General features: G+C 35.6%; 8 protein-coding genes and 2 pseudogenes. 8 read left to right on the top strand and 2 right to left on the bottom strand.

Going from position 1 to position 7,936, the window contains the following annotated elements:
• The 8 genes and pseudogenes from P20652_RS18110 to P20652_RS08900 form a co-directional block, all read left to right on the top strand.
• Positions 1-311 (top strand): annotated as a pseudogene (locus tag P20652_RS18110) (transposase); the annotation flags it as partial.
• 718 nt (positions 312-1,029) lie between these two features.
• Complete coding sequence (locus P20652_RS18105) at positions 1,030-1,386, top strand: UPF0158 family protein (RefSeq protein ID WP_050548205.1); 357 nt, start codon at positions 1,030-1,032, stop codon at positions 1,384-1,386.
• A gap of 418 nt (positions 1,387-1,804) precedes the next feature.
• A complete protein-coding gene (locus tag P20652_RS08885) occupies positions 1,805-2,824 on the top strand; it encodes a hypothetical protein (protein ID WP_008168911.1) in 1,020 nt (339 codons plus the stop codon).
• A gap of 27 nt (positions 2,825-2,851) precedes the next feature.
• Positions 2,852-3,469 (top strand): hypothetical protein, encoded by a 618-nt coding sequence (locus P20652_RS08890; protein WP_008168908.1) that lies wholly within the window; start codon positions 2,852-2,854, stop codon positions 3,467-3,469.
• A 9-nt stretch (positions 3,470-3,478) separates the two neighbouring features.
• Positions 3,479-4,009 (top strand): hypothetical protein, encoded by a 531-nt coding sequence (locus P20652_RS20955; protein WP_008168907.1) that lies wholly within the window; start codon positions 3,479-3,481, stop codon positions 4,007-4,009.
• 21 nt (positions 4,010-4,030) lie between these two features.
• The gene (locus tag P20652_RS18100) at positions 4,031-5,503 is read left to right on the top strand and encodes a bifunctional diguanylate cyclase/phosphodiesterase (protein WP_008168905.1); all 1,473 of its coding nucleotides are present in this window, start codon (positions 4,031-4,033) and stop codon (positions 5,501-5,503) included.
• A 164-nt stretch (positions 5,504-5,667) separates the two neighbouring features.
• On the top strand, positions 5,668-6,048 hold the full coding sequence (locus tag P20652_RS08895) for a hypothetical protein (RefSeq protein WP_008168903.1): 381 nt from the start codon (positions 5,668-5,670) through the stop codon (positions 6,046-6,048).
• 101 nt (positions 6,049-6,149) lie between these two features.
• The gene (locus P20652_RS08900) at positions 6,150-6,572 is read left to right on the top strand and encodes a retropepsin-like aspartic protease (protein WP_008168901.1); all 423 of its coding nucleotides are present in this window, start codon (positions 6,150-6,152) and stop codon (positions 6,570-6,572) included.
• A gap of 117 nt (positions 6,573-6,689) precedes the next feature.
• Here the strand turns inward: P20652_RS08900 and P20652_RS08905 are convergent, their stop codons facing one another.
• Both P20652_RS08905 and P20652_RS20245 read right to left on the bottom strand, forming a co-directional pair.
• A complete protein-coding gene (locus P20652_RS08905; protein ID WP_008168899.1) occupies positions 6,690-7,724 on the bottom strand; it encodes a methionine synthase in 1,035 nt (344 codons plus the stop codon).
• Positions 7,725-7,802: 78 nt separating this feature from the next.
• A pseudogene (locus P20652_RS20245) lies at positions 7,803-7,929 on the bottom strand (putative oxygenase MesX); the annotation flags it as partial.
• Between the last annotated feature and the right edge of the window lie 7 nt (positions 7,930-7,936).

The following is a 7,936-nucleotide window of genomic DNA, read 5'->3' as shown; positions in this document are numbered from 1 at the left end:
AACGTTTTGCAGGTATGCCACGTCAGATTATGCCTAAAGGGCTGCCGTTTGAGCTTAAATCGTACCTTGAACTCGTTGAGCTAACAGGGCGAATAATGCGAGAGGATAAACGCGGGCATATTGATGATATAACCCTTCCTTTGCTAGAAAGGCTCAATATATCCCCAGAAAGCTGGTTAAAACTCACCACACAATTTACGCGCGTATTTCATGGTGCAGTAGGCAGGCCCAGTTCACAAGCAAGTTACTGTGAAAATTTAAAGCGTAAACGGCGCTCAAACATTAGCAATTGCGAAAAGTTACTCGCATAAATTAAAAAACCACTCTGTAAAAGTTAAAACTGCAACCCTGCAGTTATTTTCATGCGTGTAATTTAGGTTTAAGAATGCTAATGACTAATTTAATGGATAAAATAAAAGTGACTCAGCAAAAAAAGATTAATTCAGAACCTTAATGGCAAATTTAGCAGCACAGCTTTTTTTGTAATATTAGAGTGGGTGTCTAGTTTGGTCTGCACTTATGGTATGGGCACTAGTAAAAAAATATACTGATTTGAATGAAGCAATTGGTTCGCGAGTTGTATTAGTTTCAAGTTGCGTTACAGCGTTCTTATTATTCTTTTTAGTACCAAGTTTGCCCGAATGAACACCGTACCTAACAAAACCATTAACCGGATTTGTGGAAAAGCGCCACAAAGCGGTTATTGCAAGTGTTATACGAATAGGTGTTCCAAATGGGTTTAGTCGCAATAATTAGCACTTCAGCTCTTGTTACTGCTGTAATTTAGTGTGGAGGCTTTATTTAAATAGAGTGGCTACGATTGAACCAAAACAGAAACTCAGCTATGGTTTATTAATAAAAAAAATAAAAACGAAGTCAATTTAAAGGCTAGTTTGAATTTACACCGAATTGACGAGTAATCTACATGAAAGTAAAAATAGACGATATCATCGACGCTGTAGATTTTGTATAGTGATATGAGTGAGTCATATTTAAATACCAAAACAACACAAGTTTGTATTTTTACTGATGAGGAGCTTCGATCAGCAAAAAAATAATGAAGACTTATCTGATTCTGCTCAGTGGTATTGTGAAGCTGTCGCGAGAGCTAACCATTATTTAGAAAATCAGGTTGATTATATACCTTTGCCTGAAAAGTATGATTTCAATGAGTACCGTATCATAGAGAAATTTATCGTTAGTGTTGCTACTCCTAAGCAGTCAGAAATGTTATCGCAATCTATACACGGTAAAGGTGCATTTAGACGCTTTAAAACTGTTCTAGAAAAACTTGGGTTAGTAGATGAATGGTATAAATATCGAGGTCAAAAATTGCGTGGCTTTGTTGAGTTTTGGTGCAAAGAAAACAAAATTGACTTTGAGTAGGTAAATTCAAACAATACACCCTGAGGGGAGCGACTAGGACTTGCTTATTTTTTGGGGTTAAATTTACTACAGACTGTTTGGTCATTAGGCTAGGATGAGCTTATTTTGTGATTTTCAATTGATAGGCGATAACGCAGCATAAATACCATAAGATGCGCTGGTCTTGGTTTATCCAAAGGGATTCACTTTTTGTTACTCGGTTTTTATTATTACATGGATGTAATCCAGTAGGGTAACGCAGGAAGTGTTACAGAGCCCACTAGGTTATACACCTCACGCCGCTATTAAATAACCCTTAGTAAGTTTATCTAATTCGTTTTTTTATTAATTTTTTGTATTACAATGTATAGAATTAGTAAACCTATAGGCTTGATAAATTGTATTTATTTTATAAAACAAGATTAAATGATATAAATTTATGAAAAAATTATTTTTATTTTGTTTGCAAACCTCGGTCATGTTTTTTTCTCAGCTATCATTTGCAACTTCTGAAGGGTTTAATGTTTTAGGCGAAAATAGTCGTTGGGCTATTGATGCTTCTACTCGCTTAACACATAATTTAGATGATGATAATAACGCCTTCACACATGCCTTGGGTTTAGATATTCACAAAGTATTTAGTGGTGAAACGTCAGATATTGGTACACTAGTTTTCCAACCCTATATTGTTAAAATCAACAATTATGAGAACCCACCATTTACTTTCGATGACGGTAACGACACCGAGCTCACTTGGCGTATTGCTAATTTTAATTATACGGCTTTGAGTCATGGGCAATTTAATATAAAGGTTGGGCATTTTGAAGTCCCATTTGGATTAGAATATGCTAAAGATACCAATGGCACATTACGTCAGTTTACATTTAGTGACCGCGGTATTAAAGGCGATTGGGGTGTTTCAGTTAATGGCATCCTCCCAGAGTTAGATTACGAGATCGCCCTTACACGAGGCTCAGGTAATGACATAAGAAGTAAAGGTAATCCTCATATATTTTCTGGGCGTATTGGTACGCCAAGTAATAAAAATATAGTTGCTGGTTTATCCTGGTTTACGGGTGATGTACTAGGGAAAAGTGGGGTAATTCAGCGCAAAAAATTTGGAATCGACGCAACTTACTATTATTATCAATGGGAATTTAGCGCTGAATCGTCTGTTGGTTCTACAAACAATAATGATACTGTGAATGGATTTATAGAAACTCTTTGGATGAGTCCTAGAGAGAGTGTTTCAGTATATGCCCAGCTTGGCTATCAAAGTACAGAATTAGATCATGTGGCAAGTAATGTTACAGAATCTACCAGTTATTGGTTAACTGGTGTACAGTGGTTAATCCCGAATGGTTTCGATATAAGCGCACAATATAAACACAAGCTAAAATATACCGCTACAACAGAGACTGATTCTGTTTTAAATATACAAATTAGATATAGAATTTAATATAAATAATTGCAGTGGGAAGTGGATATGCTCAATAAAATAACAAGTTTACTGATATTAATAACTCTTCATCTATTTATAGCATCCCAAGCAAATGCAGCTTTTTGTTCATTACGAGATCCTGTTTCAGCTATTCAGATACTTTATGAAAAAGGCTATGAGTATCGTTCAGTAGTTACATTAATTACAGAAGATGACAGAGTGGCAGTTAAACAAAAGCTTTCATTTACACTGCATCAAAGTGAAGTTGGTAAGCACACTTTATATGTACTTTATAAAGATAAAAAACATGCTGGTTTTTTACAAGCTCGGTCTGAGTGGGCTAAATGGGGCTTAGTTGAAATTGCTTGGGGAATTAATGTAGACCGCAGTATAAAGGGCTTTTATTACCAGCGCTGTCGTAGTATTGAATGCAATGATAATACGATTCAAAGCATTAATGCTGTTTTACAAAACAAGTCTTTTTCACAGCTTCAAGCTTTACTTAGCGAAGATGGAGAAACGTTGTCATCTGAAGGTCAATCTGCGTTTAAAATTGCTCCGCAACTTGCTTTATTAACCTTACATTCTGCATTAAAGACCCTAGCCATTACTGACATTAGTTGGAAAGAAGACATTGATAAGATTGCTGTTGCTAACAAGTAAAGGTTGTAAATGAGAATAAGAACCTACCTAGCTATATTGGTAAGTACCTGTTTGCTTGGTGCTTATACTTTAGAGCAGGTTATTGCTTATCAGTTTACGCATGTTCAAACCTTAGCTGACAAATACAATCAAAGTTTATTATGGGCCAAAGATCTTGAACGCATAGAGAACAGTGCCGCGCAATTTTTAGTATCATCTGATCTTGTTGTTGCTTCAGGAAATACTTACCTTATTTATGGCTCAAAAAATATGGGCTACTATTTAAATGATGAACTGACAGAAATATTAACTAAAGATTATTTTAACAAGTTTGAAAATGAAATTAATCGCTCTATTACTAACATTAAAAAAATAAATAAGTATTTAGATATTATTGGTGATATCCCAGCAGATCAATTAGAAAATCGCTTGGGTAAATTATTAGATGAATACGATCCTATTAGTTTAAGCTTATCTCAAGATGTTCAATTTCTTTTAGAAGAAATTAATGCTCTTATTGTAAAAGATGCTCAATACTTAGAAAAAGAAAACGTTTTATGAGTACCGTAGGTTGGGTGGTACGTGGTGTTTTTTCTTTTTATTATTGTTTTATGGTGGTGGGCTAATAGAAGAATTTGTAAGCCCTTAAATGGTTTGATTTCTTCTTCTCACAAAGCATTATCTGGAGCGGACTTTCAGGCTGCTAAAAATGCACCCACTGAAATAATGGAATTAAGTAATGATTTTAAATTATTAACACACACTTTGTCTCACCAGGCTTCTCATGACCCACTTACTGAATTAAATAACCGCAGGGCTTTTGAACGAAAACTTAACAATATTATAAAGGAACAAGACGTTCTTTATTATTTATGTTTTATCGATTTAGACTACTTTAAAACTATAAACGATACGTGTGGTCATGCTGCTGGTGATAAAATATTAGTAAACGTGGCACGTATACTTAAAAGTAACGTTCGCATCTATGATACTGTGGCTCGGTTAGGCGGTGATGAGTTTGCTATTTTAATTAAAGGTTGTTCTTTAGATAAAGTACTCGAAATCGCAAATAAAATAAAAGAAGATATTAATAAACTAACATATAAGTGTGAAGATGAGATAACATCTTTAAGTGCAAGTATTGGCGTTTCTCCTAAAACAAAACAAAGTACAATTACAGAATTATTACACGCAGCTGATGAGGCATGTAGTTTAGCTAAAAGTGCAGGTAGAAATACAGTAAGATTATTTGATATTAACCGAGACATTACCCCCGAAAAACAACCCAATATGCAGTCGGTTCACCAAATAAACGACGCTATTAGCCATGGGTTATTTGTATTATACAAACAAAATATTGTGCAGCTACCGCACCAAAACACAGGAAAGTATTTTGAGGCTTTAGTTAGAATGCTAGATAACCAAGGCAATGTAGTGTGTCCTAAGAGTTTTTTACCTATTGCTGAGCGCTACCATTTAAGTAGTAAAATTGATCTCTGGGTAATTAAAACCATTTTTGACTATTATACTGAACATAATGATAAAATGACCGATATTGATACTGTTTCTATCAATTTGTCTTCTCATTCATTAAGCGATAAGACACTACAAAGTTATATTATTAGTACATTTAGTAATAATAAGTTACCGGCAGATAAATTTTGTTTCGAAATAACTGAAAAAACTATTATTGCTAACACAAATAGGGCACGTCAGTTTATAGACAAGATAAAATATTTAGGCTGCAAATTCGCCATCGATAATGTTGAAAACGCTGATTCGTTTCGTGATTACATCAAAGAGTTACCTACGGACATTATAAAAATAGACGGAGCGCTCATTATTCATATGAATGATAACCCAGTCGTTTACACGACTGTTAAAACTATTTGCGAAATAGCTAAGGCTGAAGGACAACAGATTGTTGCTGGGTTTGTTGAAGAGCCCCAGGTTATTGATGAATTAGCTACACTAGATATAGATTATGCTCAAGGTTATTATTTTTATAAACCGGAGCCTTTTATCCCTGAAAATATGTTTAAAGTCACGACATAATTATCATATGTATTATGGCTAGTTACTCAACTCTACTTAGCTAAATTTTATATGCTGCATTAATTACAGTAATAGATTGAACTAAAATAGGGACGCAGTTATGGTTTGTTTATTACTAAAAACAAATAAAAACGAGTTAATCTGCAGGCTCGTAAGGTAATTCAATGAATACTGCCATCGATGAAATCACAAATAATTACCAAGACTGGAGCTTAGACAAATTATCGTATGTGGATGGGTTACTAACACTGAACCTTAAAACTTATATAAAAGACGATGATCCAGTAAGGTTTATGGTTGTGTTTACAAATACCGTTTTATTCGAAACTTATGATGAAAGTAGCCATTTTCATGACTATCATCGCAACCGTGATTCGGGCGTCATCGGCGTATATTCTAATTCAAGCTTATTGGAGTATGCTCAAACTAAAACGAATACTTTCAGTTTAAACAACAATAAGCTGGTTCATTATTCAGTAATGACCACAAATGAAGTCATTCATGTTTTAACAAATATTGAGCCTCAGGTGATAAATGTTACTTAACAACACGCCCTGAGGTGGGCGACTAATAAAATTTGGCTATTAATTGTAGCAAGCTGAAAATAGTAAGTAATATTTTAAAAACTTTATAACAAGGAACGTATATGAATTTATCTGAAGGCAAAACCGTAATTGAATTTGAAATATCAGAAACAGGCCACCAAATTGTTGAAGCTAAAATTAACGGTAAATTGTTACGTTTTATTTTAGATACTGGCGCTGGAACATCTGTTTTAGACAGGGCATGCTTAAGTGAGCTTGGCATTGAAGAAACACTCAATGTCGAGAATGCAGCAGGCTTGGGCACTTCGGATCACGCTATGGGGGATATAGAAGTTCATTCAATTGAGTTTGGAAATGCCTTGTTTGAAAGTCCAGGCTTTGTGTCACTCAATCTTGACCATGTTCAGGTCGCGGGTGGTGAAAAGGGAGTACATGGCTTGTTAGGCTCTCCCTTTTTTACTCAATACCAAGCAGTTATCGATTTTTCAAAAAACAGGCTAGAGCTTTTTAATAAAAACAATTAAGCATCTAACCCAAACTTTGTGCTTTAAATTTTAACTAACGCACCATGTTTATGGGTTTAACAATGGCATGGTGCGACAGTTGTTATTGTTTAGGGTTTGTATTTTAAAGCTACTTTTTTAATTCTTTTCTAATAACTCTTTTCTTATAATTTCAGCCCCAGCGCTCAAGGCATTTAGTTTACCTCTGGTTATATGGTGAGGTAGTGGGGCCATGCCGCAGTTTGTACACGGGTAGAGCTTGTCGGCATCTACAAATTTAAGTGCTTTACGTAGCGTATCAGCTACTTCTTCTGGCGTTTCAATAGTATGATTTGCTACGTCAATAGCGCCTACCATTACTTTTTTACCGCGAATGAGTTCTAGTAAATCCATTGGTACATGCGAGTTATGGCACTCTAGTGAGATAATATCGATATTAGATTGCTGAAGCTTAGGGAATGCTTCTTCGTACTGTCGCCATTCGCTTCCTAGTGTTTTTTTCCAATCTGTATTTGCTTTAATGCCGTAGCCATAGCAAATATGAACGGCGGTTTCGCATTTAAGACCTTCAATTGCGCGCTCTAAACAGGCAATACCCCAGTCGTTTACTTCATCAAAAAATACGTTAAACGCGGGCTCATCAAATTGGATGATATCAACGCCTGCGGCTTCTAATTCTTTTGCTTCTTGATTGAGTATTATGGCAAATTCCCATGCTAGTTTTTCGCGGCTTTTATAATGGTCATCGTAAAGCGTGTCAATCATTGTCATTGGGCCTGGCAATGCCCATTTTATAGGTTGCTTTGTTTGCTTGCGTAAAAATTTAGCGTCTTCAACAAACACAGACTTTTGGCGGCTGACAGGGCCTACAACTGTGGGTACACTTGCGTCGTATCGGTCACGAATTTTTACTGTTTTACGTTTTTCAAAGTCAACGCCATTTAGGTGCTCTATAAATGTAGTTACAAAATGCTGCCTTGTTTGCTCGCCATCGCTAACAATATCAATACCTGCTTGTTGTTGGTCAAATAATGACAAACGCAGGGCGTCGTGTTTCCCTTGGGTTAATTCATCACCTTGTAATTTCCAAGGTGACCAAAGTGTTTCTGGCTCTGCAAGCCATAAAGGCTTAGGTAAACTGCCAGCGGTAGATGTAGGTAGTAATTTTTTCATAATAAATAATGCCGTATATTTTAGTTAATTATTAATCGTAGCGTTAAGCGCGTTATTACTGGTTGTTACTATTAGTTGTTATGACAGATAGCTAGTAGAGAATTGTGCCAGAACCGTTTGGTAAGGCTTGATAAAAATGTTCTTGTGCAAACTTGCCTTGCTCGTTTGCTAACTTGCCGCGCTCTTCTCGGTCATACACAATTTTGCGTTAG

It is taken from the genome of Pseudoalteromonas sp. BSi20652 (assembly GCF_000239855.1).
Lineage (GTDB): Bacteria > Pseudomonadota > Gammaproteobacteria > Enterobacterales > Alteromonadaceae > Pseudoalteromonas.
This window is presented reverse-complemented; position numbering and strand designations above follow the sequence as displayed.